The sequence below is a fragment of the Comamonas sp. C11 genome, assembly GCF_024496285.1.
Lineage (GTDB): Bacteria > Pseudomonadota > Gammaproteobacteria > Burkholderiales > Burkholderiaceae_C > Comamonas > Comamonas testosteroni_F.
The window spans coordinates 203,878-230,490 of sequence record NZ_CP101744.1 but is presented as its reverse complement, the minus strand read 5'-3'; the positions used below and the strand labels follow the sequence as shown (position 1 = coordinate 230,490).

Below are 26,613 nucleotides of genomic sequence, written 5' to 3'. Positions count from 1 at the left end.
CGCCGGCCAGGGGGCAAGGGGGCGCGCAAGTGCGTTGGAGGATGGCGTCGTCGTTCCCCCGCACGCTCGGCATGTACCAAGCAGCAGAGATTGTCGCGAAGCGCGTGGAGGCTTTGACTGGAGGGCAGTTCCAGATACGCGTTTTTCCACCCGGAGAGAGGAAGCTCGGACGACGCGTGGCTGGCAACTTCTAGGCCGGGTCATCTTCGTCCTGGTCCCGCCCGTCATACTCATCTTCCTGGTGCTCGGAACCATCTTCTTCGGAATCGCTACTCCGACGGAAGGAGGTGCCATGGGTGCAGTGGGGGCACTTGCACTGGCAGCAATGAAGCGGCGCCTCAACTTCAAAATGGTGTGGCAGGCCAGCGAAGGAACGGTCAAGCTCACGACATTTGTCATCTTCATTCTTGTCGGTTCAACGGTTTTCGGTCTGACATTCCGTGGCATTGACGGCGATCGCTTGGTCGAGCATCTGTTCGCTAGCTTGCCAGGCGGTCAGGTTGGATTTCTTGTTGTTGTGAACATATTGGTCTTCCTGCTCGCATTCTTTCTCGACTTCTTCGAGCTGGCATTCATCCTCATCCCGCTGCTCACGCCGGTTGCCGACAAACTTGGCATCGACTTAGTTTGGTTCGCAGTGGTGCTTGCAGTCAACATGCAAACATCCTTCATCCATCCGCCTTTCGGTTTCGCGCTGTTCTACCTTCGCAGCGTGGCCCCGAAATCGGTAACGTCATCGGACATCTACTGGGGTGCTGCTCCGTATCTGGTCATTCAGCTCTTGATGGTGGGTGCGCTCATTGCGTTTCCACAGCTTGTGGGGACCCATGCCAAGAAGGACATTGACACCAAAGGCGTGGAGATTCCGACCCTCGAACAGCCTGGTTATGCACCGCCGTTGTTCGGAGCACCACCGGGGCAGTAGTGTGAGCACTGGGGCCGGCGCAATGGCGGCGCTCGCCTCTGTTGCAATAGTCGCCGCGTTTGCGGCCGCCGCACTTCAGCTTCTGATTGTTGGAGTCACTGGCGCGGCTGGTTTTATGGCTGCGACTTTGGGTGCGTCAACCTGGGCCGTTGTCTTTGGCATGGTGCTAGTTGTGGGAAACGCGTGGACGTTGCAACTTCTCCGTGCGCAAACCCCCTATGGCTTAGTGACATTCGTCGAACAAGCGTGCTGCGGATTTTCTCACTGGCAGGTCAAGACGGGTTTTTGCAGTGCGCTCATGGGTGCCCTGAACTTCGGGGCTGGCCTTGGAGTCGGAAAGGAGGGCCCAGCGATCGTGCTTGCGACGACGGTCAGCGTATGGATACGCAGACGCACACCTTGGTTGCTAGATCATCGACTTGCGACCATCGCTGCCGTAAGCGCGGCTGTTTCCGCAATGTTTGGCATGCCTTTCTCTGCGATCGTCTTGGCGCTAGAACTGCTGCGGGCGTTCCCCTCCAGATCTTCGGCAGTTGCAGCGCTTCTAGGCAGTGCGGCGGGAGTTCTAGTGCACGCGCTGTTGCTGGACTCAACTGGGCCCACGGGTTGGGGCGTCGCCTACAGTCCAGTGCTCCCGGGTCAAGCTTTTCTCACTGGCGTCATGCTGGGGGTTGTTTCCGCTGGCTTCACTTGGATGTGCACTGCCATCACACTAGTTTGGAACACGACTCCTAGAGTGAGGTCGCCCGCGAGGGCAGCGTTGGCGATTGGGGTAAACGTTGCAGCCTGGATTGCATTCTGGCCTTTGTCAGCTCCTATAGACACAAGGCTTCACCACGTACTTATGGGGAACGCGCCATCGACTGCTCAGGGCGAGCTACTACTACTCGCCGCACCGCTGCTAATTGCGGCCGTATGCCTTCGCAGTTCTGTCGCCGGTGGCTACTTCTCCCCAGTAATGCTTGGCGGTGCAATGGCGGGGGCATTCTTCGCGGTAGAAACCGGCGCACCAGCTGAGAGCGGCGCACTTCTCGGGATGGGCGCAGCAGTCGCAGGCGTGCTGCGATTGCCCATATACGCAGTGGTCTTTGTCGTGGAAATGATTGGATCGCTGCAGCCAACAGTGCCGATGTCGATAGCGTGCCTAGCCAGCTGGCTCTCCGCCCGATGCCTCCATTCAGCCGGCGTACTAGGTCATCGACCAAAGCGTAGTGCAATCACGACTGCGGAAAAAACTACTTGAAGCGCATATGTACTCGACCCGTTGAGGCGCGCGGAACGGAAGAAAATGACACCAGCGGATAGCTGAAGTTTCCTAGTTCCGAGCGTTGATGCCCACAGTTCGGCAACAGAAAGGCCCAAATCTCGGTTTAGCCAGAACCAGTCGTTCCGGCGCCTCTGAACACTAGTTGGCTAGGGAATCTGACGCCCCGTCATGTGGCAATCTTTCCAGGAGAAATTGCCCGTTCGCGAAGCGCAGAAGGTGAAATGTTGTAGTCATCGCGCTGGAAGTCACGTCTCATACGAGGCGTCGCAAAGTCTATGAACGCGCGGAGCTTTGGCAACGACTGGCTTCGGCTAGGGTAGTACAGCGCCAGTCCAGGGATCCCCGTTGAAAATTTGTCGAGGACGCTCTCCAGGAGCCCGGCCCACACATAGTTCATCGCGATTGATCTAGGTAGACGAAATAACCCTGATCCTTTGAGCGCTGCTCGAAGGCAAGTGTCGACATCATTGGCGATGAGCGCACCACCGACCTGCACATCGACCGGCTCGGTATCCACCAAAAACTGCCAGCGGGCAACCGCGTCATCGTTTCTTCGAAGTTCAATGCATCGAAACTCCTTCAAATCCTCAGGCTTCACGGGCCGCCCATGTCTGGCAAAAAAGTCAGGGGTACCGACAACAACATATGGCTCGGGAGGAGTCAGCCAGAGTGACACCATGTCCTGCTGGACGAAGTTCCCTAGCCGTATACCCGCATCAAAGCCGTCTTTGACAATGTCGATGAGGTTGTCCTCGCCTACCAGCTCGAGCTGCAGCTTCGGATAAGCCTCCAGAAAATCAGGCAGGAGGCGGTTAACCAAAAGCGGAAGACAGGCTCTCGGTGCGTTTATGCGCAGACGGCCACTGACTTCAGCCCCTAGTCCCGCCGCTGCGTCGAGCCCATCCTTCAACATTTCCATCGCCGGTTTCGCGTGTGACGCCAGCCTAGCGCCGGCTTCCGTCAGTCTCACGCTTCGAGTTGTTCGAACGAACAAAGGCGCACCGACGCGCTCTTCAAGTGTTCGGATCGCGTGACTTATAGCCGAAGGTGTAAGCCCCAGACGCTTGCCAGCAGCCCTGAATCCGCGCAGCTCAGCCACCACCAGGAATACGGCCATTCCATCGAAGGCCGACTTGTCTATTGATGAATTCATTTAAACAACCCGTGCAAATTGCGTTGTATTGTGAAACAGTAAGGGTGACGGCATTCTCTGAGCCTACAAACCAATCAGGTCGAAAGGCTCATCAAATGACGAATAAGAGAATGCATTCATACCGACTGACCAAGCCAGGCAGCGCCAACGTGGCTCGACTGACTGAAGAGGCTATTCCGACACCTGGACACGGTCAGGTCTTGGTCCACGTGCGCGCCAGCGCCATCAACTTCCGCGACTTGATCATCGCCAACGGGTGGTACCCCCTGCCGATTCCAGACGACCAAGTTCCCCTCTCGGATGGCGCTGGCGAGGTGGTGGCTGTTGGCGAAGGCGTATCGCGATTTAAGAAGGGAGACCGCGTCGCCAACAGCTTCTTCCCGAACCTCTACGCTGGCAAATTCAACCAGGCAACCCAGCAGTGGGTTGCGCATCACGAGGGCTGGCTTACCGAGTACAAGGTCGTTTCGGCTGAGGCATTGGTTGGCATTCCAGACCATCTCAGCTTTGAGGAAGCGGCGACTTTGCCCTGTGCTGCGGTTACAGCTTGGTCGGCGCTGCAGGGAGTCCGAGCCGGCGACACCGTTTTGACTCAAGGAACGGGTGGTGTGGCCCTCTTCGCATTGCAGTTTGCAAAGGCGATGGGCGCGAGAGTCATCGCTACCACGTCGAGCTGGAGCAAGGCAGCTCGGTTGGCTGAATTGGGAGCTGACCATGTCTTGAACTACAAGACAGTCGAAGAGTGGGGCTTGCAGGCACGGTCTCTCACCGCTGGTCTCGGTGTGGACCGAGTAATTGAAGTCGGTGGCCCGCAGACCTTGACGCAGTCCCTGAAGGCCGTTGCGCTCGGTGGCCAGATTTCGATCGTTGGGGTGCTCGCCGGCGTCGAAGGGAGTATTGACTTCATGTCTGTCTTCCAAAGCCAAGCTGTGCTGAAGACCGTCGTGGTTGGCAACCGTGGCGAGTTTGAGGACCTCATGCGAGCTATTGCGCAGCACAACATCCGACCTGTCATTGACAGTGTGTACGGATTTGAGAGCCTGCAGGCGGCATGGGACCACTTCAGCGCTCGCGACGTCTTCGGCAAGGTGGTGATCCGTCATTGAGGCGTGCACGTGTTGAGCGACATGCCGCGCGCTTGCTACCAAAGCCGCTTGCGCGCGAGGCAGCATGATGATTGATTTTCCGCGAGAGTTGGCGTCGCGATTTGCACAGCTGCGCCTGGCTTGAGTCACGGCTTTGACTTGTGGGTTGACTGCTTCTGCAGTGGTCGCCCATCAGGAATGGGCTTTGCCTCAACGATTTCGATGAGAAGGTTGTCAGGTCCTCGAACGAAGAAGCTCTTGTGGCCGAACTTCGCATCTATCTGGATGCCCCTCACGATGGTGACGCCGGACGCTTTCATCCTCTCTAGCGCACGCGCAATGTTGGTGTACGAGAATGCAATGTGGCCGACTGCGCGGTCATCAGTTGGCTTGAAGCCGTCGACAGGCCAAAGATCCTTCGAGGCGAACTGGTTACCTTGATGCCCGCAAAGCGAGTGTTCTAAGAGATGAAAATCACAAAAGGCAAGCGCAGCGCGTCAGGCCCGTGGGCGCCTGTGGGCAAGGGGGTGCGAGGGGTGGGAATGTGGGCAAGTCGCAGGCTTGTCCATATTTCCATGCCGATCCCCGCTTGTCCACGGGATCAAGACAGATCACTTGGTTTCAATTTGGACGCCGAAGACACGCACAGCCAGACCTTTGTTTCCGGGCTGGAGGGCAAGGCCAACGAGGGAGGCAATCACGAGCAGCACGATGAGGCGGTTTGCGTGTTTCATGCCTCCCATCATGTTGTCACGACGAGCAAAAGGCACTGCGGCCCAATTTCGCAATTACGTCGTGAGTCGCCGCCGAGCGGCCCAAGGTGCGGTGTTATACGATATAGATTATGTTAAATGGCTTCAACATAACATTGCATCATATAGTGGGCGGGGTGCGGCGTCTAGCGCTCGTGATCCTTGCTTGGGGTGGGAGGCGTTGACTTGTCGGTTTCGGTGGAAGCGCTTTGGCCTGGAACCGGGCCGCGCTCAATGGCCCTGGCCATGTTTTCGTGCAACCGATCCATGACCGTTGCCTGTTCAGCAGCCGTGAGGTGTTGACCCTGAATTTGCTTTTTGAGCGCATCGAGCTGGACGAAATTTGCTTGCAATTCCGGGTGTTGCTTGACGGCTTCCTGGCGAGGCAGCTCTTTGAATGCTTTGCTTCGGGCTTCCCGCTCTATGCGTTGAACAATTTCCTCAGCAGGAATTTTCCCCTTGTCGTAAGCGTAGGTGATTTGGGCGTAGCTGCCGTTGTCAAAATCCCGCTTGGGGCCGAGCGCTTTGTCGTGAATAACGAATCCGCGATCTTCGGATTCCTGCAGCGCGTGGTGCGCCGTTTGATCAACAACCTTGCCACGATAGCTTCGGCCATGCTGGGCCGCGGCTTCTGAAATCGTGATGTTGGGGGCCGAGCCTTTGGCGACCGCATCCAACTGCTTCAGCGAGGCCTGGCGAGCCCGGTATGGGGCCGCAAACTGCGCCTCCACCCATTGCGGGGCATTGGGCTCAAACACCACGTCCGGGCCGTTCTTTGTGACAACGCGAATGGGCGTGGTGCCCGAATTGTCAAAAATCAGCGCCTTGTCGGAGTGCTCCACTGCAGCCGGTAGGGGTCTCCTCGTTTTCAGTGCAATAAGTGACGGTACGAAAAGCTAGCACTGGCGCGGAGGTGGTGTTGGTAGATCGTTGATTTCATTGACTTTCCTGTTCACTTTCAAATCTGCGATTCGTGGCGTCAAACCGTGGTCGGTTTCATCCATTGGTGCCAGTTATCGATGCATTTGGCCGCGAAGGCAGGATTTGGTCAGCATAGCGGTCAACCGGGAAGCGAAACACACCCCGCAAGTTGATGCTCTCCAGCCTGGTGGGCGCAATCTTCCCGATCAGTTCCGGTGGAATGACCTGGCGGCGGTTCGACCAGCGATCCAGGACCGCCTGCATCTGTGAGGTATTCCACGCCATCACGATGTTGGCCATCAGGCTCAACGCATCGGCCACAGCCTGCATTTCATCGACACGTTTGGCCTGCGCCGGGCTGATCCGGCCGGTATAAATGGCGCGCTTGAGGGCGTTAACAGCCTCGCCCCGATTGAGCACCCGGCGCAACTCGTTCCTGAAAGCGTCCTTGACAAAGTAGTCAGCCAAAAACGCCGTACGCAGCAACCGCCCCAATTGCACGCCAGCCTCATAGATTGGATCGCCCTGGGCGGCAGAACCGAACCGCGCAAGAGCTGCCACCGCACTGGCATGTCCGCTCATGACCGAGGCTGCCAGGTGCACCAGACTATCCCAATGCTTTTCGATCAAAGCGACGTCGACATTGGCTTCGCACACCGCAGCGATTTCTGCGGGCACTTTGGTGCCGCGTGGCACAAAGAGGTGGCGCTGTTTGAGTTCCTTCAACCGCGGGCAAAGATCAAAACCAAGCAAACGGGCATGTGACATGGCAAAGTCGGTGTAGCCATGGGTATCCACAGCAAGCTGGCTGGTCTCCAGCTTTTCTTGGCGGATGACACCTTCAATGGCCACGCCCGCCTGGCGCTCATTGAGCACAAAGGGCTGCGCATGGAAGATGCCCCACCGGTCTTTTACATGGGAGTAGATTCCAATGGAAGGTGTGTTGCGCCGAGGATCAAGCCGGGCTTGCCACACCCGTTTGGTGGTCTCCATGGTCATCATGTCAGAAGATGCCAAATCGGACCGCCCCCAGGTGGCGGCAATCGGGTGTCGCTGCATGAATTCCAGCACAGCCTGGCAGGCCTGGCTCAGACGCCGTTCGTCCCGCGCCCAGCGCATGGCCTGGCGAATGCTGGTGGCAGACAATTGCGGAACCATGCGCGCGCATTCGACCGCAGTCAGACTGGTGCCGTGGGCCATGATGCCGGCATAGACCATCAGCAGCTCGTCGGTAGAGCGCGGCTCACGTCCGAGCATGATCCAGCTAAAGCGCACCTGGGCGTCAACGGCCAGAATCACTTCCGGCAATTGAACCTCACCGATGCGGTGATCCAAAGCCGCGCGCAGCTTGGTCACTTCTGGGTCTTCGTCCTCTGCGGGCAATGGCGACAAATGGAGTTCATCATCCACGCGCAGTACGCCACTGCGGGCTGCAGCGGCCACCGCATCGACACCGGCAGTTACTCTGGCCAGCAAAGGCTTCAAGAAAGTGGCAGCCTTGCTGGGTAACGATAGACGGGCATAGTGTTTCTTGGACTCTGCCTGCCAACGCTCGTCCGTGAAGAACAAGCGCGCACGACCCCGAAAGCTCAGGCTGTGCTCAATCCAGACCGAGCCATTGCGCACCGCGCGGCGCAGGGCAAACAGGGTGGCCACCTCCAACGCCTGAAACGCCCGTTCCCGGTCTGGGCTGGAGATCGAAACCTGCCAGATCATTCCCAGACTTGGTGCCACCACTTCAACTGGCAGCTTTCTGGATCCTTTGAGATATAAAGCTTGCAGCTTGGCAAGGTACTCGATGGCAGGATGCTCGCCGGTGGCCTGCCAGGGCAGCTTTGCAATGGCGACGAGCAACGACCGCACGGGGCGAATTCCATCAATCAATCCCTCGCGGACCAGGGAGGCCCTGCTCGGTGGTTTGCGTTTCTGGGTTTCGGTGATCAAGGCTTCAAGACGGGCACGCAACTCAGCATCTGGCACCGCACCTTGCGCGCTCAAGGCAACAAGTTCGCCGAGCAGCGTTTTGTACATTGCGGCCCAATTGACGGTAGCGGGGACATCGGCGGCAGCCTGACGCCACAGATCGGCGATCCGGCGCTGCACCATAAGGATCAACTGGTCTGTGGTGGTGAACAGGCAATACCGAAGAAAGCATGCGACCTCCACGGTGCGCGCTGGCTCTTTGATCTTGGCTCCGGCTGAGGGCGGCCTGGAGACAAGTCGGCGCGCGTAGCGGCGCAAGATGAGATCGGGGATGTCTGCCAGGTGCTTATGAACGTCCAGCGTGTAAAGCAGGTCGATGCGCTCCAGTACCTCGCTGATTTGGCGGGTTGAGTGTTTCGCCGGTGCAGCCCATAGCCAACTCTGCTGGGTTTGTCCATCTGGGCGCAGCTCTGAAACTGAGGCTCGCCAGCGATCAAGTGTTGCTGGATCAACGCTGGCGGCGATGGCGGTGCCTGTTTCAACTTCAAGCTGGGCAAGTGCCGCCGCAATCAGTGTCCGAATTGCCCGCTCGTGCACGATCACCAGCTTGTTCTTGTACAGCCATTGACGCGCCCGCACGAGTAGCTGATCGCGGTCGGCGCAGCGCGCCACTTCGTCGCGCAGTTCACGTACCAGTGAGCGGCGCTGGTGCTCGCTCATCCACTGGAATCCAAGGACCGTGCAGGCTACTTGTTGGTGATCGAATAGCGTGCGCCCGCGTTCATACATGGCTCTCAGCGAGGCGACTTCTGGTGCTGCAATGCCAAGCTCGTTGCCAAGGTGGCGCCACAAGGCTACTGGAATTACCCGAAAGGCACCGAGCAAACGCCCACTCATGCGCAGGAAACCAATATGGAGCGCCAGACCAAGCTTGTGGGAATCACCTCGGCGTGCATTGATTGCGTCGCGCTCGGCACCATCGAAGGTGAAAAATGCCTTCATCTCGAAGTCGCTGATATCGCGGGGGAGCCCACGCATCCCCAAAAACGTTGTGTGCCAACCCTGCATCGTGAACCTCAAAAGTGGGAGGCCACCATACCCGTTTACAAAGCGAACAGGAAAGTCAATGAAATCAACGGTCTACCCAGACCACCCCCGCGCCAGTGCTAGCTTTGCGTACCGTCACTTATTGCACTGAAAACGAGGAGACCCCAAGAAGCATAAATGGCCTGTAGCGCTTGATGGATAAGCGCAAGCAGCTATGCATTCAATAGCAAATCAATGCACCCGCGCAGCCAGCTTGCGGTACAGCGTCTGGCGGCTGATGCCCAGCTGGCGGGCAGCCTGCGAGACATTGCCGCGCGCGCTTTGCAGCGCCTGGTCGATGGCGGCGCTGGAGAGTTCTTGCAGGCTGAGCACCGCTGCCGCAGGCACGGGCCTGGCGGTGGTCAGCCCTGGCAGCCTTGCGGGCAAGGGTGGAGCCGCCGTTTGCAGCGCCTGCACGATGTCATCGCCCAGGTGCTCCCAGCCCAGTGTATTTTCGCCCTCGGCCAGCATGGCGCAGGCGGTGCGCAGCACACTGGCGTATTGGCGCAGGTTGCCGGGCCAGGGGTGGGCGGCCAGGCGCTGCAGCAGGTCAGGCGCCACCTGCACGGGGTGGGGCAGACCCTGCTCGGTGGCCAGGTCGGCCAGCAGTTGCGCCGTCAGGGCGGCGAAGTCGGTGCGCTCGCGCAGGGCGGGCAGCTGCACCGTCAGGCCGTTCAGGCGGTAGTACAAATCGTGCCGGAAGCGCCCCTGCTCGGCCGCCTGCAGCAGCTGGCAATGCGTGGCGCTGATGAGGCAAAAGTCCACCGGCACGGCGTGGCCTGCGCCCACGGGCGTCACGCTGCGGTCTTGCAGCACGCGCAGCAGGCGGGTTTGCAGGGGCAGCGGCATGTCGCCGATTTCATCGAGGAACAGCGTGCCGCCGTGGGCCTCGCGCAGGCGGCCCAGGCTGCCTTCCTTGCGGGCACCGGTGAAGGCGCCGGCCACATGGCCGAACAGCTCCGATTCGATGAGGTGCTCGGGGATGGCCGCGCAGTTGATGGCCACGAAGGGCCCGGCGCGGCGTGGGCCGCTGGCGTGCAGGGCGCGCGCAAACACTTCCTTGCCCACGCCCGATTCGCCCTGGATGAGCACCGCAATGGGCTTGCCCACCACACGGCGCGCCTTGTCAGCGGCGGCACGCCAGCGGGCGTCGCCCGTGTCCAGCCGGGCCAGGGCATCATCGGCGGATTCGTTGGCGGCAGGGGCACCCGGCGTGCCGCGCACCCAGCGGGCGGCGGGCCAGGCGGCAGCGTCGAGCTGCACCTGCGCATACAGCAGCGCCCCACCGCGCAGGCGCAGCGCCTGGGGCTGCTGGGGGCGGCGGTGGTGGTGCGAGAGCAGGTCATCCAGCCGCACGTCCAGCACCTGTGCCAGCGGGGTGGCGCCCACGTCGCCCATGTGCAGGCCCAGCTGGGTGAGGGCCACGCGGTTGGCGCCCACGATCCAGCCATCGGCCGACACGGCCACGATGCCTTCGGCCACGCTGCCAATGCCCTCGGGCTCGCGGTGCAGGTGTAGGCGGACATTGCGCTTGCAGGTGGCCACCAGCAGGCGGTTTTCGATCATGCGGGCCGCAGTGCTGACCAGGCCCAGGGTGTGGGCGTGGCCGTTGCGGTGGTCACCCGAGATGTCGAGGATGCCCAGCAGCTCGCCCGTGGCCGAGAGGATGGGCGAGGCCGCGCAGGTGAGAAAGCTGTTGCGCTCCAGAAAATGCTCGCCGCCATGCACTTCCACCGCCGTGCCTTCGGCCAGCGCCGTGCCAATGGCGTTGGTGCCCCGGTGGGATTCGTGCCACGAGGCGCCGCAGGTCAGCGCCACGCGCTCGGCCTTGTCCACAAAGCCGGGGCTGCCCAGCGTGTGCATGAGCATGCCGGCCCGGTCGGCCAGCACCACCACGCTGTGGCTGTGGCGCACCTGGTCGAACAGGTATTCCATGATGGGGCGCGAATGCGTGAGCAGGCTGTGGTTGCAGGCCATGGCTTCGCGCAGCTCGCCGGGGCTGGGCAAATCGGCCGCTGCGCGCCCGGCAGGGGCCAGGCCTGCGGCCATGCTGCGCCCCCACGAACGGGCCAGGCGCTCATCCACCAGGCCCGTGGGGCAATGGCCATGTTCCAGCAAATGTCGCCGGGCCTGTTGCAAGGCCAGCAGGGGGGATGGGGTGGTGCGCACGCTGTCTCCTGAACGGGCGTCATGGCACCCGCTTCGAAGGGGCAGTATGGCCGGGTGCGAAAGCCGGAGCAATAGCGTTTGCACAGGGAAACTGTCCAACTGTTCCATTTCGTGACAGGTGTTCTGTGTTGGAACGTAACGCATGGCGCCAACGCGTCACAACTCCGAGCCCTCACACACCAAAACCCAAACAAATCAGCCACTTAGCGCGGAAGCAGCCCTTGCCCAGCAGGCACTCAAGGGCTGGCATGGGTCTTGCATAGCTGCTGTCATCTGCCGCCGCAACACGCGCAGCAGATGTCCAAAACATCGATAGGAGACACAGCATGACCGTTTACGCAGCCCCCGGCGCCGCTGGCGCCAAGATCGCCTACAAGCCCCAGTACAACAACTTCATCGGCGGCAAGTTCGTGCCCCCGGTCAAGGGCCAGTACTTTGATGTGATCACGCCCGTCAACGGCAAGGTCTACACCCAGGCCGCCCGCTCTACCGCTGAAGACATCGAACTGGCACTGGATGCCGCGCACGCCGCAGCAGACGCCTGGGGCAAGACCGATGCCGCCACACGCGCCAACATCCTGCTGAAAATTGCCGACCGCATCGAGCAGAACCTGGAGCTGCTGGCCTATGCCGAGACGGTGGACAACGGCAAGGCGATCCGCGAGACGCTGAACGCCGACATTCCGCTCACCGTCGATCATTTCCGCTACTTTGCGGGCTGCGTGCGGGCGCAAGAGGGCGGCATCAGCGAGATCGACGAAAACACCGTGGCGTACCACATCCAGGAACCGCTGGGCGTGGTGGGCCAGATCATTCCGTGGAACTTCCCCATCCTGATGGCCGCGTGGAAGCTGGCCCCTGCGCTGGGCGCGGGCAACTGCGTGGTGCTCAAGCCCGCAGAGAGCACCCCCATCTCCATCCTTATCCTGGCCGAGCTGATTGCCGACCTGCTGCCCCCCGGCGTGCTGAACATCGTCAACGGCTTTGGCCGCGAGGCAGGCATGCCGCTGGCCAACAGCAAGCGCATTGCAAAAATAGCGTTCACCGGCTCGACCAGCACCGGCCGCGTGATTGCGCAGGCTGCCGCCAACAACCTCATCCCCGCCACGCTGGAGCTGGGCGGCAAGAGCCCCAACATCTTCTTTGCCGACGTGATGGACAAGGACGATGCGTTTCTGGACAAGGCCGTTGAAGGCCTGGTGCTGTTTGCTTTTAACCAGGGCGAGGTCTGCACCTGCCCATCGCGTGCGCTGATCCAGGAAAGCATCTACGACAAGTTCATGGAACGTGTGCTCAAGCGCGTGGCCGCCATCAAGCACCAGAACCCGCTGGACACCGACAGCATGATGGGCGCGCAAGCCAGCAAAGAGCAGCTCACCAAAATCCTCTCGTACCTGGAGCTGGGCAAGCAGGAAGGCGCTGAAGTGCTGGCCGGTGGCGGCCAGGCCCATCTGGGCGGCGACCTGGAAGGCGGCTACTACGTGCAGCCTACGCTGTTCAAGGGCCACAACAAGATGCGCATCTTCCAGGAAGAAATCTTCGGCCCCGTGCTGGCCGTGACCACCTTCAAGGACGAGGCCGAAGCGCTGGCGATTGCCAACGACACGCTGTACGGCCTGGGCGCCGGTGTGTGGAGCCGCAACGGCAACGTGGCCTACCGCATGGGCCGCGCCATCAAGGCCGGGCGCGTGTGGACCAACTGCTACCACGCCTACCCCGCGCACGCCGCGTTTGGCGGCTACAAGGAATCGGGCATTGGCCGCGAAAACCACAAGATGATGCTGGACCACTACCAGCAAACGAAGAACCTGCTGGTGAGCTACAGCGAGAACAAGCTGGGCTTCTTTTAAGCCGGTTTGATGGGGGTCAACGGGCAGCCTCAAACCCCGCTTTGCCAAGGCGTGCCGGGCGTACGATTTTGGCAAAGCACCCCCAGCCTTGGGCGATGGCAGCAGCGCCTCGCCCTCTGGCCCGACCGCCCCGCCGCACCGATGGCGGGCGCGGGCTGGCCCGCAGCACCCCAAGGCAAGGGCAGCCCCGCCCTGCTGCGACACACCGACCCAACCCTTTCCCCATACCTATAGCGATACCAAGGAGGTTCACGATGACCAGTACGTTCTTCATGCCCAGTGTCAACATCATGGGCGCAGGCTGTCTGCAGGAAGCCATGGTGGCCCTGAAGGGTCACGGCTTTCGCAAGGCGCTGATCGTTACCGACGCCGTGCTCAGCAAGCTCGGCGTGGCGGCGCGCATACAGGCCCAGTTGGCTGGGCAGCAGATTGCCTCGGTGGTGTTTGATGGCACCCAGCCCAACCCCACCGTGGGCAATGTGCGCGCCGGGCTGGCGCAGTTGAAGGCCGAGCAGTGCGACTTCGTGATCTCGCTGGGCGGCGGCTCGCCGCACGACTGCGCCAAGGGCATTGCCCTGTGCGCCACCAACGGCGGCGAGATTGCCGACTACGAGGGCGTGGACCGCTCTGCCAAGCCGCAACTGCCCCTGGTGGCCATCAACACCACGGCGGGCACCGCCAGCGAGATGACGCGCTTTTGCATCATCACCGACGAGGCACGCCACATCAAGATGGCCATCGTGGACCGCAACGTCACGCCCATCCTGTCCGTCAATGACCCCGAGCTGATGCTGGCCAAGCCCAAGGGCCTGACGGCTGCCACCGGCATGGACGCGCTGACCCATGCGGTGGAGGCCTATGTGTCCACCGCCGCCACGCCCATCACCGATGCGTGCGCGCTGAAGGCGGTAGAGCTGATTGCCCGCCACCTGCGCACCGCCGTGAACCATGGCGACGACCTGAACGCCCGCGAGCAGATGGCGTATGCGCAGTTCCTGGCCGGTATGGCGTTCAACAACGCATCGCTGGGCTATGTGCATGCCATGGCGCACCAGCTGGGCGGTTTCTACGACCTGCCCCACGGCGTGTGCAATGCGCTGCTGCTGCCGCATGTGGAGGCGTTCAACGTGCCCACATCGGCCGCACGTCTGCGCGACGTGGCCCACGCCATGGGTGTGAACGTGGCGGGGCTGGACGCCGAAGCGGGCGCACAAGCCTGCCTCGCCGCCATCCACCAGCTGGCGCTGGATGTGGGCATTCCCAAATGTCTGGCCGACCTGGGCGTGAAGGAAGCGGACATTCCGCTGCTGGCCACCAATGCATTGAAAGATGCCTGCGGCCTGACCAACCCGCGCACCGCCACGCAGGCGGACATTGAAGGCATCTTCCGCGGGGCCATGACGGCCTGACGCCATGAAGGCCATGGACGCCGTGGATTCCACACACGCCAGCGGCACCCCGCCACCCCCACGGGTGGTGGCCACGCCCGCCGCGCTGGAACTGCTGGCCTTGCTGCAAGCCAAGCATGGCCAGGACCTGATGTTTCACCAAAGTGGGGGCTGCTGCGACAACAGCGCCGCCAACTGCTACCTGCCCGGCGAGATCACCATGGGTGCGGGCGATGTGTACCTGGGCGATATCGGGGGCTGCCGCTTCTACATGGGCAAGGCCCAGTACGAGACCTGGAAGCACACGCAGCTCATCATTGATGTGATCGACGGGCATGGCGGCGGCACCTTCTCGCTGGAGGGGCCCGAGGGCAAGGCCTTCCACACCCGTTCGCGGGTGTTCAGCCCCGAAGAACTGGCGGCCCTGGGCATCCAGGGGTCTCCTCGTTTTCAGTGCAATAAGTGACGGTACGCAAAGCTAGCACTGGCGCGGGGGTGGTCTGGGTAGACCGTTGATTTCATTGACTTTCCTGTTCGCTTTGTAAACGGGTATGGTGGCCTCCCACTTTTGAGGTTCACGATGCAGGGTTGGCACACAACGTTTTTGGGGATGCGTGGGCTCCCCCGCGATATCAGCGACTTCGAGATGAAGGCATTTTTCACCTTCGATGGTGCCGAGCGCGACGCAATCAATGCACGCCGAGGTGATTCCCACAAGCTTGGTCTGGCGCTCCATATTGGTTTCCTGCGCATGAGTGGGCGTTTGCTCGGTGCCTTTCGGGTAATTCCAGTAGCCTTGTGGCGCCACCTTGGCAACGAGCTTGGCATTGCAGCACCAGAAGTCGCCTCGCTGAGAGCCATGTATGAACGCGGGCGCACGCTATTCGATCACCAACAAGTAGCCTGCACGGTCCTTGGATTCCAGTGGATGAGCGAGCACCAGCGCCGCTCACTGGTACGTGAACTGCGCGACGAAGTGGCGCGCTGCGCCGACCGCGATCAGCTACTCGTGCGGGCGCGTCAATGGCTGTACAAGAACAAGCTGGTGATCGTGCACGAGCGGGCAATTCGGACACTGATTGCGGCGGCACTTGCCCAGCTTGAAGTTGAAACAGGCACCGCCATCGCCGCCAGCGTTGATCCAGCAACACTTGATCGCTGGCGAGCCTCAGTTTCAGAGCTGCGCCCAGATGGACAAACCCAGCAGAGTTGGCTATGGGCTGCACCGGCGAAACACTCAACCCGCCAAATCAGCGAGGTACTGGAGCGCATCGACCTGCTTTACACGCTGGACGTTCATAAGCACCTGGCAGACATCCCCGATCTCATCTTGCGCCGCTACGCGCGCCGACTTGTCTCCAGGCCGCCCTCAGCCGGAGCCAAGATCAAAGAGCCAGCGCGCACCGTGGAGGTCGCATGCTTTCTTCGGTATTGCCTGTTCACCACCACAGACCAGTTGATCCTTATGGTGCAGCGCCGGATCGCCGATCTGTGGCGTCAGGCTGCCGCCGATGTCCCCGCTACCGTCAATTGGGCCGCAATGTACAAAACGCTGCTCGGCGAACTTGTTGCCTTGAGCGCGCAAGGTGCGGTGCCAGATGCTGAGTTGCGTGCCCGTCTTGAAGCCTTGATCACCGAAACCCAGAAACGCAAACCACCGAGCAGGGCCTCCCTGGTCCGCGAGGGATTGATTGATGGAATTCGCCCCGTGCGGTCGTTGCTCGTCGCCATTGCAAAGCTGCCCTGGCAGGCCACCGGCGAGCATCCTGCCATCGAGTACCTTGCCAAGCTGCAAGCTTTATATCTCAAAGGATCCAGAAAGCTGCCAGTTGAAGTGGTGGCACCAAGTCTGGGAATGATCTGGCAGGTTTCGATCTCCAGCCCAGACCGGGAACGGGCGTTTCAGGCGTTGGAGGTGGCCACCCTGTTTGCCCTGCGCCGCGCGGTGCGCAATGGCTCGGTCTGGATTGAGCACAGCCTGAGCTTTCGGGGTCGTGCGCGCTTGTTCTTCACGGACGAGCGTTGGCAGGCAGAGTCCAAGAAACACTATGCCCGTCTATCGTTACCCAGCAAGGCTGCCACTTTCTTGAAGCCTTTGCTGGCCAGAGTAACTGCCGGTGTCGATGCGGTGGCCGCTGCAGCCCGCAGTGGCGTACTGCGCGTGGATGATGAACTCCATTTGTCGCCATTGCCCGCAGAGGACGAAGACCCAGAAGTGACCAAGCTGCGCGCGGCTTTGGATCACCGCATCGGTGAGGTTCAATTGCCGGAAGTGATTCTGGCCGTTGACGCCCAGGTGCGCTTTAGCTGGATCATGCTCGGACGTGAGCCGCGCTCTACCGACGAGCTGCTGATGGTCTATGCCGGCATCATGGCCCACGGCACCAGTCTGACTGCGGTCGAATGCGCGCGCATGGTTCCGCAATTGTCTGCCACCAGCATTCGCCAGGCCATGCGCTGGGCGCGGGACGAACGGCGTCTGAGCCAGGCCTGCCAGGCTGTGCTGGAATTCATGCAGCGACACCCGATTGCCGCCACCTGGGGGCGGTCCGATTTGGCATCTTCTGACATGATGACCATGGAGACCACCAAACGGGTGTGGCAAGCCCGGCTTGATCCTCGGCGCAACACACCTTCCATTGGAATCTACTCCCATGTAAAAGACCGGTGGGGCATCTTCCATGCGCAGCCCTTTGTGCTCAATGAGCGCCAGGCGGGCGTGGCCATTGAAGGTGTCATCCGCCAAGAAAAGCTGGAGACCAGCCAGCTTGCTGTGGATACCCATGGCTACACCGACTTTGCCATGTCACATGCCCGTTTGCTTGGTTTTGATCTTTGCCCGCGGTTGAAGGAACTCAAACAGCGCCACCTCTTTGTGCCACGCGGCACCAAAGTGCCCGCAGAAATCGCTGCGGTGTGCGAAGCCAATGTCGACGTCGCTTTGATCGAAAAGCATTGGGATAGTCTGGTGCACCTGGCAGCCTCGGTCATGAGCGGACATGCCAGTGCGGTGGCAGCTCTTGCGCGGTTCGGTTCTGCCGCCCAGGGCGATCCAATCTATGAGGCTGGCGTGCAATTGGGGCGGTTGCTGCGTACGGCGTTTTTGGCTGACTACTTTGTCAAGGACGCTTTCAGGAACGAGTTGCGCCGGGTGCTCAATCGGGGCGAGGCTGTTAACGCCCTCAAGCGCGCCATTTATACCGGCCGGATCAGCCCGGCGCAGGCCAAACGTGTCGATGAAATGCAGGCTGTGGCCGATGCGTTGAGCCTGATGGCCAACATCGTGATGGCGTGGAATACCTCACAGATGCAGGCGGTCCTGGATCGCTGGTCGAACCGCCGCCAGGTCATTCCACCGGAACTGATCGGGAAGATTGCGCCCACCAGGCTGGAGAGCATCAACTTGCGGGGTGTGTTTCGCTTCCCGGTTGACCGCTATGCTGACCAAATCCTGCCTTCGCGGCCAAATGCATCGATAACTGGCACCAATGGATGAAACCGACCACGGTTTGACGCCACGAATCGCAGATTTGAAAGTGAACAGGAAAGTCAATGAAATCAACGATCTACCAACACCACCTCCGCGCCAGTGCTAGCTTTTCGTACCGTCACTTATTGCACTGAAAACGAGGAGACCCCGTGTCGCGTGCATATGCCGCGCTGCGAGACAGCGGCTACGCTCACGCGACACAAGGTGCAGGAACCTTCACCGCCGTCCCCGGCGGGCGCGAACGAGCCCATGACCGTGTGCTTGCTCCGAAAGGTGTCGGCGAGGACTGGATCGACCTGAACTGCACTGCGGACTCGGCGCCCGCCGACGTAATGAGCGCCTACACAGCCGCGCTTTCGCAACTCCCCGCCTACTTGGGCGGTCACGGATATTTTCCGGGAGGCTTGCCGGTGTTGCAGGAAGCCGTTGCTGCGGCCTACGCGATGCGCGGACTGCCAACCACTCCTGACCAGATCGTGGTCACACCGGGTTCGCTGGCTGCCGCCAGCGTCGTGGCCCGCGCACTTGCTTCGCGTCGCACGCGCGCACTGGTCGAGTCCCCCACGTACCCCAATGCGGCCGAAGCACTGAGGGCATCCGGCGCGCGATTGCACGAAGCGCCATTGGATGCCCACGGATGGGACATCGCCGGCATCATGGAAACCGTGAAGCAAGTGAAGCCGGACTTCGTGTATCTCGTTCCCGATTTTCAGAACCCCACGGGTGCCGTCATGACCGCAGACCACCGCAAGCGATTGGGGAAGCATCTTCTTGCACACGCCGCGCTGCCCATCGTGGACGAAACGAACTACGCGCTGGCGTTGGATGGTCAGCAGATGCCGCCTCCGTTTGCGGCCTTCCATCCTAATGCGATCACGCTCGGCAGCATGAGCAAGGCGTTCTGGGGAGGATTGCGCGTGGGCTGGATTCGAGCCCCTCGTCACCTCGTCGAGCGCCTGACCAGGGCACGCCTATCTCTCGATCTTGGCGTGCCCGTTCTGGAGCAACTCGCGGCGACGCACCTGCTGCGAAGTGGACCGGCCGCTACCGGACATCTTCATCGTTTGCGACTACAGCGTGATGCACTGATCCACGCAGTAGAATCACATTTACCGGGCTGGCGCTTCGTCCCACCTGCTGGCGGGATGGCGCTGTGGTGCGAGCTTCCACGCCGAGGCGCAACCGCATTGGCCTCCATGGTGGCCGCCAACAATGTCATCATTTCGCCCGGCCCGGTCTTTTCCCTGGGGGGCGGGCTGGATAAATTCGTTCGCCTGCCTTGGACTCGGCCGGCAAACGAGTTGCAGGATGCCGTCGAGCGTATCGCCATCGCATGGCATCGCATTGAGCAACATGGCCACCACGGACATCCAACCCCCACACACGGGCGGTTCATCGTCGTCTAAGCGATGACCTCGGCTGATTCAGGCCTCGAATCCCAACGCCGTGAACGCATGCCGCGTGATCGCCTCCAGTGTGCGCCGGCTGGGCCGGGTCTTGGCCAGGACATTGAGTCCTTGCGTCGTGCATACGAGAAATACGGCCGCTTCGGCCGCATCGACGTCCCGCGATAGTTCTCCCGCTTGCTTTGCCCGCTCGATCGCGCCAGATAGGGCCGTTTCCAGCCTGGCCAGGTGGAGTTGGAAGGCTTCGCTGATCTGCGGATCATTCATGGCGAACTCAACGATCGAGTTCGTCACAAGGCATCCCCAGCGCCGTTTGCCGTCCAGCATCGCTTCGATGAGCGCCGCGTAGTAGTCGGCAATCCCGGCCCGACCGGACGGATTGCTGTTCAGGCGCGCGATCGTCTCTCGCGACATGGACGCCATGTAGCTCTTCAAAGCCTCGATGAAGAGGCCGTGCTTGTCACCGAAGGCGGCGTAGACGCTGCCCGGGTTGAGCCCGGTGACCCGGCAGATCTCCTGCATGCCAGCCCCGTCATAGCCCCGCTCCCAGAAGACGTCCACCGCGCTTTCAAGCACCGCATCGCGGTCAAAGTTTCGTACTCGGCCCATGGCTTTTGATGATTCATCAATCAAGAATTTTCACATGACTCAAGCATACATTGCCATGAAGACTTGTTGAAGCTAGAATCTTCTTGAATTCATATTCAATAATGGAGCCGTGGATGAAGATCGCGATCATGGGCACCGGAGGCGTAGGTGGTTATTTCGGAGCCAAACTGGCCCTCGGAGGCAACGACGTCAGCTTCATTGCCAGAGGGGCGCACCTGGCTGCCATCAAGTCCCAAGGCCTCACTGTGCGCAGTCCGCTAGGGGACATGCATGTCCCCACGCCCAGAGCAACCGACACGCCGTCGGACGTCGGGCCAGTCGATGTCGTTCTGTTCGGTGTCAAGCTTTGGGATACCGAGACGGCCGCCAACGCGATCAAGCCGCTGATCGGACCCGAAACGATGGTGATCTCCTTCCAGAACGGGGTGATCAAGGACGAATTGCTGAGAGCCACGCTCGGAGAAAAGCCGGTAGCAGGTGGCGTTTGCTACATCGCGGCAACCATCGCGGCCCCGGGCGTCATCGGTCATGCCAACAACCTGCAGAAGCTGGTCTTTGGCGAGTACGGCGGCCATCGCAGCGCGCGTATCGAGCGCTTCCATCGAGCCTGCATCCAGTCGGGGATCGACGCCGAGATCAGCGACGACATTGCCAGAGTGATCTGGGAGAAGTTCGTCTTCCTGGTTGGCCTGTCGGCGACCACCGCGTCCACACGGCGCCCGATAGGCGTGGTGCGCGGCAACCCGGCCTCCCGCAAGTTGCTCGAAGGCGTCATGCAGGAGGTGGTCGACGTCGGACGTGCTGAAGGCGTCAACCTCGCCACTGACTTTGCCCTGGACCGGCTTCGCTTCTGCGACCAACTGCCCGCCGACATGACTGCTTCCATGTTGCGCGACCTGGAACGCGGAAACCGGCTGGAGGTGCAGTGGCTCAGCGGCGACGTCAGCAGCAGAGGCCGGCGGCTCGGCGTGCCCACGCCGCGAAATTCAGTGGTCTGCGAAATCCTTGCGGTTCATGCGGACGGAGCGCAGTGAGTCATCAGTGATTGTTTCTGCCCTTTCAACATGAGGAAGTGCCATGAAAAACGAAATTCTTGAAAATGGCTTTCTTGACGTGGCCGGTCACCGCATCGCCTACACACGCCAGGGCCACGGGAGTGCCATCGCCCTTGTTCACGGCATTCCCACGAGCCGCCATCTTTGGCGCAACGTCATGCCGCTTCTCGCCGCATCAGGCCATGAAGCGCTTGCGATCGACCTTCTCGGTTATGGTGATTCCGACAAGCCTTCGGACGCGGAACTCGGAATCCAGGCGCAATCCGAAATCATCTTTCAGGCACTTTCGGCCCTGGGGTGGAAGCGCGCAACCATGGTGGGCCACGACATCGGAGGTGGGATTGCCCAGCTCGTGGCTATCAACCATCCCGAAATCCTTGATCGCCTCGTTTTGATTGACTCCATCCTCTATGACTCGTTTCCAGAGCCAGGAATTGCCCGCTTGAAGGAGCCGGCGTGGGACGAAATTCTTGGTGCACCGGACTTCGATCTGAGAAAGGGTCTGGCGAAAGGCTTTTCACGAGGCATGTTCCATACCGATCGGGTGACCGCTGAACTGGTCGAGGCCTATGAGCGTCCGTTCCGTGGCGTCGAAGGGCGGCGTGCCTACCTACGTGCGGCCCGGGCATTGAGGTCAGAGGAGCTTTCTTCGCGCATGGAAGACGTCGAGAAGCTGGCCCTGCCCACGCTCATCATCTGGGGGCTGCACGACACATTCCAGCCATTGCGCTTCGCAGAGCGTTTGGCAGGGAAGATGTCCAACGCCCAACTCCAGGTTTTTGATGACGCTGGGCATTTCCTGCCAGAGGATGTACCGGAAGCGCTGGCTTCCCGTGTCGCTGAATTTACAAGTACCCAGGAAGGAGCACGCTGATGGCGCGAAATGCCCCCGCTCCTGCATCCAGTCAGGCTGGCTTCCTTGTCACGCTTTTCGCATCGACCTTCTTGATGGGGTCCAGCTTCGTCGCAGGAAAAATCCTGCTACAGCAGGGCTTCACGCCGATGATCTTGGTCGGGTGGCGCTTCTTTGTCGCGGCCTTGGCGACCTTGCCGCTGGTTCTGGCCGGCGAGCGAAATATTGTGGCCGCGCTCCTGCCAGCCAAAGCAGGGCTGCGTGATGTTGCGCTGGTGATCCTGATTGGCTTGCTTCAGACAGCCGCCGTCATGGGGCTGCTGTTCTGGGCCATGCAGTTCATCTCCGCATCGACGGCCGCCATCCTGCTTTTCACCAATCCGATCTGGGTTGCTGTTCTGGGTCGCATCTTCCTTGGCGAAAGCCTGCACAGAGCGAGGCTCCTTGGGTTGCTTCTTGGCGTTGTCGGTGTTGCGCTTGCCATTGGTATCAGCCCATCCATGTTTTCTGGCGGGATGACCTTGGCTGGCGAAATCATCGGCATCGTCTCTGCGCTTTGCTGGGCAAGCGCGACGCTCATCAATAAACGGGCGGCATTGCCGTTCGCGCCTTGGGCCTTGAGTTTCTGGCAAATGCTGGTGGGTGCGATCGCCATTCTAGTCATCGCCTACATCAATGGCGAGCAATGGCCCGATAACGTAACGCGGGAGCAATGGGGATGGTTTCTCTGGCTTTCCATCCCTGCATCAACGGGCTCATTTGGCCTCTGGTTCGTGGCGCTTAAAAGAGGTGGTGCAACAAGAACCAGCGGATTTCTGTTCTTGGCTCCGCTGTTCACGGTCATCCTTGCGTATTTCATCTTGGACACGGAAATTTCCTGGATGCAGGCTGCTGGCGGAATATTGATAGGCCTTGCTTTATGGCTAGTCAACCGAGAACTGCCGGCAAGAAGTCGGCGCGAGAGGGCTGACGAGGTAATCGCTGAGGGCGAGCCGTGATGAAGATACGTTATTTCTGTTAGTCATCGGGTCACCGCAGCAGGCCAACATGGAAATTCGGCATTTGCGTTGCTTCGTAGTATTGGCGGAAGAGTTGCATTTCACCCGTGCTGCGGAGCGCTTGCATATTGAACAACCCCCTCTTTCGCGGGCCATCAAGGAGCTTGAGGACGAGCTGGGGGTCGTACTTTTCAATCGAAACCGCCGGGGGACGTTACTGACTGCAGCGGGTGCAGCCTTCCTGCAAGATGTCCGTCGGTTGTTCACCGTTCTGGATCAGGCGCGAGAGAACGCAAAGGCTGTTGCGGCAGGCTTGCGAGGTAGTCTGCGCATCGCGATATCCGACGGGGCCATCGACCCCCGACTGTCGGCGTTTCTTGCCCGTTGTCGTGCAGAAGAGCCGGAGGTCGAGATACGTCTATCAGAAGTGCCTTTGGCCGAGCAGTTGCGCGGCCTGCGCTCGGGCGATTTCATGATCGGGTTCGCACATACGGCCGACGTCGGCGACGGCGTTGTTGCCGAACCAATCTGGCAAGACCCGCTGGTGATCGCGGTGCCAGCCCGGCACGCATTGCTCGTCCACAAGGAGGTTCCACTCCACGAACTGGGAGGGCATCCGCTTGTCTTGTGCAACCCGCACGCATGCGAGGGCTATTGCCGCGAGCTGGGACGCCTCCTGCAAGCGGTGGAGCACAAGCTGAACGTCGTGGAGAAAGTGTCCTCGCTGGACATGATGCTTACCTTAGTCGGCGCAGGCTATGGCGTCGGCTTCATGACGGCGACCAAGATTCCGGTCTCCCAACGGCCGGATGTGGGGGTCTCCTCGTTTTCAGTGCAATAAGTGACGGTACGCAAAGCTAGCACTGGCGCGGGGGTGGTCTGGGTAGACCGTTGATTTCATTGACTTTCCTGTTCGCTTTGTAAACGGGTATGGTGGCCTCCCACTTTTGAGGTTCACGATGCAGGGTTGGCACACAACGTTTTTGGGGATGCGTGGGCTCCCCCGCGATATCAGCGACTTCGAGATGAAGGCATTTTTCACCTTCGATGGTGCCGAGCGCGACGCAATCAATGCACGCCGAGGTGATTCCCACAAGCTTGGTCTGGCGCTCCATATTGGTTTCCTGCGCATGAGTGGGCGTTTGCTCGGTGCCTTTCGGGTAATTCCAGTACTCGTGCGGGCGCGTCAATGGCTGTACAAGAACAAGCTGGTGATCGTGCACGAGCGGGCAATTCGGACACTGATTGCGGCGGCACTTGCCCAGCTTGAAGTTGAAACAGGCACCGCCATCGCCGCCAGCGTTGATCCAGCAACACTTGATCGCTGGCGAGCCTCAGTTTCAGAGCTGCGCCCAGATGGACAAACCCAGCAGAGTTGGCTATGGGCTGCACCGGCGAAACACTCAACCCGCCAAATCAGCGAGGTACTGGAGCGCATCGACCTGCTTTACACGCTGGACGTTCATAAGCACCTGGCAGACATCCCCGATCTCATCTTGCGCCGCTACGCGCGCCGACTTGTCTCCAGGCCGCCCTCAGCCGGAGCCAAGATCAAAGAGCCAGCGCGCACCGTGGAGGTCGCATGCTTTCTTCGGTATTGCCTGTTCACCACCACAGACCAGTTGATCCTTATGGTGCAGCGCCGGATCGCCGATCTGTGGCGTCAGGCTGCCGCCGATGTCCCCGCTACCGTCAATTGGGCCGCAATGTACAAAACGCTGCTCGGCGAACTTGTTGCCTTGAGCGCGCAAGGTGCGGTGCCAGATGCTGAGTTGCGTGCCCGTCTTGAAGCCTTGATCACCGAAACCCAGAAACGCAAACCACCGAGCAGGGCCTCCCTGGTCCGCGAGGGATTGATTGATGGAATTCGCCCCGTGCGGTCGTTGCTCGTCGCCATTGCAAAGCTGCCCTGGCAGGCCACCGGCGAGCATCCTGCCATCGAGTACCTTGCCAAGCTGCAAGCTTTATATCTCAAAGGATCCAGAAAGCTGCCAGTTGAAGTGGTGGCACCAAGTCTGGGAATGATCTGGCAGGTTTCGATCTCCAGCCCAGACCGGGAACGGGCGTTTCAGGCGTTGGAGGTGGCCACCCTGTTTGCCCTGCGCCGCGCGGTGCGCAATGGCTCGGTCTGGATTGAGCACAGCCTGAGCTTTCGGGGTCGTGCGCGCTTGTTCTTCACGGACGAGCGTTGGCAGGCAGAGTCCAAGAAACACTATGCCCGTCTATCGTTACCCAGCAAGGCTGCCACTTTCTTGAAGCCTTTGCTGGCCAGAGTAACTGCCGGTGTCGATGCGGTGGCCGCTGCAGCCCGCAGTGGCGTACTGCGCGTGGATGATGAACTCCATTTGTCGCCATTGCCCGCAGAGGACGAAGACCCAGAAGTGACCAAGCTGCGCGCGGCTTTGGATCACCGCATCGGTGAGGTTCAATTGCCGGAAGTGATTCTGGCCGTTGACGCCCAGGTGCGCTTTAGCTGGATCATGCTCGGACGTGAGCCGCGCTCTACCGACGAGCTGCTGATGGTCTATGCCGGCATCATGGCCCACGGCACCAGTCTGACTGCGGTCGAATGCGCGCGCATGATTCCGCAATTGTCTGCCACCAGCATTCGCCAGGCCATGCGCTGGGCGCGGGACGAACGGCGTCTGAGCCAGGCCTGCCAGGCTGTGCTGGAATTCATGCAGCGACACCCGATTGCCGCCACCTGGGGGCGGTCCGATTTGGCATCTTCTGACATGATGAGCATGGAGACCACCAAACGGGTGTGGCAAGCCCGGCTTGATCCTCGGCGCAACACACCTTCCATTGGAATCTACTCCCATGTAAAAGACCGGTGGGGCATCTTCCATGCGCAGCCCTTTGTGCTCAATGAGCGCCAGGCGGGCGTGGCCATTGAAGGTGTCATCCGCCAAGAAAAGCTGGAGACCAGCCAGCTTGCTGTGGATACCCATGGCTACACCGACTTTGCCATGTCACATGCCCGTTTGCTTGGTTTTGATCTTTGCCCGCGGTTGAAGGAACTCAAACAGCGCCACCTCTTTGTGCCACGCGGCACCAAAGTGCCCGCAGAAATCGCTGCGGTGTGCGAAGCCAATGTCGACGTCGCTTTGATCGAAAAGCATTGGGATAGTCTGGTGCACCTGGCAGCCTCGGTCATGAGCGGACATGCCAGTGCGGTGGCAGCTCTTGCGCGGTTCGGTTCTGCCGCCCAGGGCGATCCAATCTATGAGGCTGGCGTGCAATTGGGGCGGTTGCTGCGTACGGCGTTTTTGGCTGACTACTTTGTCAAGGACGCTTTCAGGAACGAGTTGCGCCGGGTGCTCAATCGGGGCGAGGCTGTTAACGCCCTCAAGCGCGCCATTTATACCGGCCGGATCAGCCCGGCGCAGGCCAAACGTGTCGATGAAATGCAGGCTGTGGCCGATGCGTTGAGCCTGATGGCCAACATCGTGATGGCGTGGAATACCTCACAGATGCAGGCGGTCCTGGATCGCTGGTCGAACCGCCGCCAGGTCATTCCACCGGAACTGATCGGGAAGATTGCGCCCACCAGGCTGGAGAGCATCAACTTGCGGGGTGTGTTTCGCTTCCCGGTTGACCGCTATGCTGACCAAATCCTGCCTTCGCGGCTGTTAATTTCCACGCAAAACTGACCCGCCGGGGGTGCGGATAAAAACTTGGAC

Annotated in this window: 17 protein-coding genes and 3 pseudogenes; 13 read left to right on the top strand and 7 right to left on the bottom strand. The window is 60.5% G+C overall.

Annotated features, from left to right (window positions below):
• Positions 1-160: 160 nt before the first annotated feature.
• Positions 161-925, top strand: a pseudogene (locus NOX35_RS27740) (TRAP transporter large permease subunit); the annotation flags it as partial.
• Positions 828-2,168: a chloride channel protein gene (locus NOX35_RS28890; RefSeq protein ID WP_371878564.1), complete on the top strand. Its 1,341-nt coding sequence runs from the start codon at positions 828-830 to the stop codon at positions 2,166-2,168. The pseudogene NOX35_RS27740 and the gene NOX35_RS28890, both read left to right, overlap by 98 nt.
• 190 nt (positions 2,169-2,358) lie before the next feature.
• Here the strand turns inward: NOX35_RS28890 and NOX35_RS27735 are convergent, their stop codons facing one another.
• Positions 2,359-3,345, bottom strand: coding sequence for a LysR family transcriptional regulator (locus NOX35_RS27735; protein WP_256497002.1), 987 nt, complete (start codon positions 3,343-3,345; stop codon positions 2,359-2,361).
• Between the two features lie 110 nt (positions 3,346-3,455).
• On the opposite strand from NOX35_RS27735, the gene NOX35_RS27730 reads away from it, so the two are divergent.
• A complete protein-coding gene (locus tag NOX35_RS27730) occupies positions 3,456-4,451 on the top strand; it encodes an NAD(P)-dependent alcohol dehydrogenase (RefSeq protein ID WP_256497001.1) in 996 nt (331 codons plus the stop codon).
• Between the two features lie 125 nt (positions 4,452-4,576).
• On the opposite strand, the pseudogene NOX35_RS28885 reads toward NOX35_RS27730, so the two are convergent.
• The 5 genes and pseudogenes from NOX35_RS28885 to NOX35_RS27710 all read right to left on the bottom strand — a co-directional run.
• Positions 4,577-4,798, bottom strand: a pseudogene (locus NOX35_RS28885) (VOC family protein); the annotation flags it as partial.
• Positions 4,799-5,041: 243 nt separating this feature from the next.
• Positions 5,042-5,164 (bottom strand): hypothetical protein, encoded by a 123-nt coding sequence (locus NOX35_RS27725; protein WP_256497000.1) that lies wholly within the window; start codon positions 5,162-5,164, stop codon positions 5,042-5,044.
• Between the two features lie 164 nt (positions 5,165-5,328).
• Positions 5,329-6,024: a hypothetical protein gene (locus NOX35_RS27720; RefSeq protein ID WP_256496999.1), complete on the bottom strand. Its 696-nt coding sequence runs from the start codon at positions 6,022-6,024 to the stop codon at positions 5,329-5,331.
• Between the two features lie 154 nt (positions 6,025-6,178).
• Positions 6,179-9,094, bottom strand: a complete 2,916-nt coding sequence (locus NOX35_RS27715; RefSeq protein ID WP_256496994.1) for a Tn3-like element IS1071 family transposase — start codon at positions 9,092-9,094, stop codon at positions 6,179-6,181.
• A gap of 210 nt (positions 9,095-9,304) precedes the next feature.
• The gene (locus tag NOX35_RS27710; protein ID WP_256496998.1) at positions 9,305-11,281 is read right to left on the bottom strand and encodes a sigma-54-dependent Fis family transcriptional regulator; all 1,977 of its coding nucleotides are present in this window, start codon (positions 11,279-11,281) and stop codon (positions 9,305-9,307) included.
• A 326-nt stretch (positions 11,282-11,607) separates the two neighbouring features.
• Between NOX35_RS27710 and NOX35_RS27705 the strand changes: the two genes are divergently transcribed.
• The 5 genes from NOX35_RS27705 (at position 11,608) to NOX35_RS27685 (ending at position 19,415) form a co-directional block, all read left to right on the top strand.
• Positions 11,608-13,131, top strand: a complete 1,524-nt coding sequence (locus NOX35_RS27705; RefSeq protein WP_256496997.1) for an aldehyde dehydrogenase family protein — start codon at positions 11,608-11,610, stop codon at positions 13,129-13,131.
• Between the two features lie 254 nt (positions 13,132-13,385).
• Positions 13,386-14,540, top strand: coding sequence for an L-threonine dehydrogenase (gene yiaY, locus NOX35_RS27700; protein WP_256496996.1), 1,155 nt, complete (start codon positions 13,386-13,388; stop codon positions 14,538-14,540).
• A 4-nt stretch (positions 14,541-14,544) separates the two neighbouring features.
• Entirely contained in the window at positions 14,545-14,985 is a 441-nt protein-coding gene (locus NOX35_RS27695) for a DUF779 domain-containing protein (protein WP_256496995.1), read from the top strand.
• 114 nt (positions 14,986-15,099) lie between these two features.
• On the top strand, positions 15,100-18,015 hold the full coding sequence (locus NOX35_RS27690; protein WP_256496994.1) for a Tn3-like element IS1071 family transposase: 2,916 nt from the start codon (positions 15,100-15,102) through the stop codon (positions 18,013-18,015).
• A gap of 143 nt (positions 18,016-18,158) precedes the next feature.
• The gene (locus tag NOX35_RS27685; protein WP_256496993.1) at positions 18,159-19,415 is read left to right on the top strand and encodes a PLP-dependent aminotransferase family protein; all 1,257 of its coding nucleotides are present in this window, start codon (positions 18,159-18,161) and stop codon (positions 19,413-19,415) included.
• A gap of 18 nt (positions 19,416-19,433) precedes the next feature.
• On the opposite strand, the gene NOX35_RS27680 is transcribed toward NOX35_RS27685, so the two are convergent.
• Positions 19,434-20,048, bottom strand: coding sequence for a TetR/AcrR family transcriptional regulator (locus tag NOX35_RS27680; protein WP_201969913.1), 615 nt, complete (start codon positions 20,046-20,048; stop codon positions 19,434-19,436).
• A gap of 89 nt (positions 20,049-20,137) precedes the next feature.
• Between NOX35_RS27680 and NOX35_RS27675 the strand changes: the two genes are divergently transcribed.
• From NOX35_RS27675 to NOX35_RS27655, 5 genes and pseudogenes are all read left to right on the top strand, one after another.
• Positions 20,138-21,058, top strand: coding sequence for a ketopantoate reductase family protein (locus NOX35_RS27675; RefSeq protein WP_033996653.1), 921 nt, complete (start codon positions 20,138-20,140; stop codon positions 21,056-21,058).
• 43 nt (positions 21,059-21,101) lie between these two features.
• On the top strand, positions 21,102-21,953 hold the full coding sequence (locus NOX35_RS27670; RefSeq protein ID WP_033996654.1) for an alpha/beta fold hydrolase: 852 nt from the start codon (positions 21,102-21,104) through the stop codon (positions 21,951-21,953).
• Positions 21,953-22,930 (top strand): DMT family transporter, encoded by a 978-nt coding sequence (locus NOX35_RS27665; protein WP_033996656.1) that lies wholly within the window; start codon positions 21,953-21,955, stop codon positions 22,928-22,930. Before NOX35_RS27670 ends, NOX35_RS27665 begins: the two co-directional genes overlap by 1 nt.
• Before the next feature lie 49 nt (positions 22,931-22,979).
• A pseudogene (locus NOX35_RS27660) lies at positions 22,980-23,744 on the top strand (LysR family transcriptional regulator); the annotation flags it as partial.
• A gap of 145 nt (positions 23,745-23,889) precedes the next feature.
• On the top strand, positions 23,890-26,583 hold the full coding sequence (locus NOX35_RS27655; RefSeq protein ID WP_256496992.1) for a Tn3 family transposase: 2,694 nt from the start codon (positions 23,890-23,892) through the stop codon (positions 26,581-26,583).
• The last annotated feature ends 30 nt before the right edge of the window (positions 26,584-26,613 follow it).

Excerpts from the sequence above, each read along its gene's own strand:
- NOX35_RS27690 (WP_256496994.1), top strand. The coding sequence starts at position 15,100 with ATGCAGGGTTGGCACACAACGTTTTTGGGGATGCGTGGGCTCCCCCGC.
- NOX35_RS28890 (WP_371878564.1), top strand. The coding sequence starts at position 828 with ATGCCAAGAAGGACATTGACACCAAAGGCGTGGAGATTCCGACCCTCG.
- NOX35_RS27705 (WP_256496997.1), top strand. The coding sequence starts at position 11,608 with ATGACCGTTTACGCAGCCCCCGGCGCCGCTGGCGCCAAGATCGCCTAC.
- NOX35_RS27695 (WP_256496995.1), top strand. The coding sequence starts at position 14,545 with ATGAAGGCCATGGACGCCGTGGATTCCACACACGCCAGCGGCACCCCG.
- NOX35_RS27670 (WP_033996654.1), top strand. The coding sequence starts at position 21,102 with ATGAAAAACGAAATTCTTGAAAATGGCTTTCTTGACGTGGCCGGTCAC.
- NOX35_RS27735 (WP_256497002.1), bottom strand. The coding sequence starts at position 3,345 with ATGAATTCATCAATAGACAAGTCGGCCTTCGATGGAATGGCCGTATTC.
- NOX35_RS27730 (WP_256497001.1), top strand. The coding sequence starts at position 3,456 with ATGCATTCATACCGACTGACCAAGCCAGGCAGCGCCAACGTGGCTCGA.
- NOX35_RS27675 (WP_033996653.1), top strand. The coding sequence starts at position 20,138 with ATGAAGATCGCGATCATGGGCACCGGAGGCGTAGGTGGTTATTTCGGA.
- NOX35_RS27665 (WP_033996656.1), top strand. The coding sequence starts at position 21,953 with ATGGCGCGAAATGCCCCCGCTCCTGCATCCAGTCAGGCTGGCTTCCTT.
- NOX35_RS27725 (WP_256497000.1), bottom strand. The coding sequence starts at position 5,164 with ATGAAACACGCAAACCGCCTCATCGTGCTGCTCGTGATTGCCTCCCTC.
- NOX35_RS27655 (WP_256496992.1), top strand. The coding sequence starts at position 23,890 with ATGCAGGGTTGGCACACAACGTTTTTGGGGATGCGTGGGCTCCCCCGC.
- NOX35_RS27715 (WP_256496994.1), bottom strand. The coding sequence starts at position 9,094 with ATGCAGGGTTGGCACACAACGTTTTTGGGGATGCGTGGGCTCCCCCGC.
- yiaY (WP_256496996.1), top strand. The coding sequence starts at position 13,386 with ATGACCAGTACGTTCTTCATGCCCAGTGTCAACATCATGGGCGCAGGC.